We start from the raw sequence: 2,060 nt of genomic DNA, 5'->3' as shown, positions 1-2,060 counted from the left end.
GTGAACCTCACATGACTAAAGTCACGTGCTTCTCAGCCGCTTTAAGCGACAAGACTAAATATCGGCGGATACGCCTGTAACTTAGAACAGCGCAACTATGCGCAATGTCCATGCCGGATACGGCAGGTTTCCACATTACAGGTAGTCCACTGAATATCTGCCCGCATTCATGCGGATTTAGAGTCTGCCAATACATCGTGCAACACTCTCAAATCTGCATAAACACATGAGGTTCTACGCTTTATTGAAGGAACTTTTGCCTCCAGTAAAGACCTTTCCGTTTCCGGGAAGGGTTTTAATAATTCTCTGATAAAATATCTTGCTCCAATATTATAGGATGCAGATAAATCACAGTTGTATGTTTTCCCATTTTTGAATACACACAAGCTGTGATTCTTTTTGCTTCGCTCTACCATACCACTTCCATCATAAGCAAGCCTACTGGTATTGTAGGCACAGACCCTCGCCAGTCTCATTCCATGTCTGTGAGCCTGATGCTCGCATATATTCTGAATATCCCGTTTTCTCCACATATGAAGCTGCTGACGCTTCTTTCCAGAAATAAACCCATTTATCTCTAAGTACTCAAAAACCAGTACATCTGCCTGATATTCCCCCGCATAGGTTACGATTGCATTTGCGATTTTCCTGGATAATTCCATGTTCAGTCTTTTAGCATAGGTCCATCTTCTCTTTATCTGCCCGGAACCATGTTCTCTTTGAAATCTGCGAATTCTGCCCAAAACATGGTACAGCCGGTCTTTGTCACTGGGGAAATCTATAAATTTTCGTCCCAGAATAGTTCCGTCTGAACGCATGATTGTGCAAACCGCATCCGTATTGATTCCCAGATCTATGCTACAAATGATTTGCTCATTTACAGCATGCTTCGTCAATATCACATCCTCCGTATAAGAAAATCTCAGAAAATATTTTTGATGCTTCTTCTCCAGAACTGGGGCCATAGCGCAAACTCCTGACCAATGTTTTCTCAGATATTCCATATCTGTATGCAGCAGAGAAACGCGAAACCATTTCCAGTCATAACCATCATATAATTTCAGATATGCAATATCTTCCCCTGACTCGCTCGGTTTGTACATGACATCTCTGTAAAATACCGGCATCGCATGATTTTCATATACGAGCTTCGGCTTCCCTGATAAATCGCCGTTTTCCCATAATTTCATTCGTGTTTTATAAGAAGATACACTTCCAAGTGCATGCTGAATCGCTGCGCGCCTCAAGTAAGATGGCATTTTAACAAAGCGCTGATCAAAATCAAATCTGGCCACATTTTTCTTTGTATTATGTACAAGATGTTCCGCTTCATTAAACCGCTTTTGGGCATTCTCAATTTCTGAAAGTTCTTCCCATACTTCATGATAAACTTTAGTCAGATAAGAAACTGCCTGACGATAAATCCTCAGTGTATGGTGAAGGGGAATATTCTGTTTTTTAATTTCTACACCATAACTGGATACCGTCTTCATAAGATTTTCCTACTTTCGCTTTTCTTTCTCCTTCTGCCCTTCTATGTACGACAAAACCTGTTCTTTACTGCGCTCACTCACTGTCACTACACAATAGGAAGGATTCCAAAGGTGTCCACCCCACAACTGCTGTTTTAATTCCGGATGTGAAAGAAATAACTGTCTGGCAATATTTCCTTTCATGATTTTAATCATGTCAGAAATAAAGAACTGTGGGCGACAATCCACAAGCAGATGAATGTGATCCGGCATTACCTCCATAGCCAAAATCTGAAAGTGATACTCTTCCGCCAATCCTTGTAATATTTCTTTGCATTCCACATCGATTCCATTTGCTAAAACTTTTTTACGGTATTTTGTACACTATACCAAATGATACTGTAAAGAATAAACATAACCTCTACCATACGAAAGACTATTTTCCTTAATATTAAATATATTATTATCCATATTTATAGTATACCATATGTATTGCCAAGATGCAAATGTATGTTCGATTTTTATTTATATTTTTTGTACGCCTAACTCATCACTAAAGTAACGAGAATGCGGCGTGCATTTTTTCAA

General features: G+C 39.5%; 1 protein-coding gene and 1 pseudogene. Both read right to left on the bottom strand.

The genetic code is table 11. The features are described from left to right. Positions 1 to 167 precede the first annotated feature (167 nt). Entirely contained in the window at positions 168 to 1,493 is a 1,326-nt protein-coding gene (locus DW922_RS17210; RefSeq protein WP_118727156.1) for an IS200/IS605 family element transposase accessory protein TnpB, read from the bottom strand. A gap of 9 nt (positions 1,494 to 1,502) precedes the next feature. Next, positions 1,503 to 1,943, bottom strand: a pseudogene (tnpA, locus tag DW922_RS17205) (IS200/IS605 family transposase). Positions 1,944 to 2,060 lie beyond the last annotated feature (117 nt).

This window comes from Clostridium sp. AM42-4 (genome assembly GCF_003480105.1).
In the GTDB taxonomy this organism is placed as follows: Bacteria; Bacillota; Clostridia; order Lachnospirales; family Lachnospiraceae; genus Brotaphodocola.
Note: the sequence above shows the minus strand (reverse complement) of the source record. Positions and strands in the feature narration are given on the sequence as shown.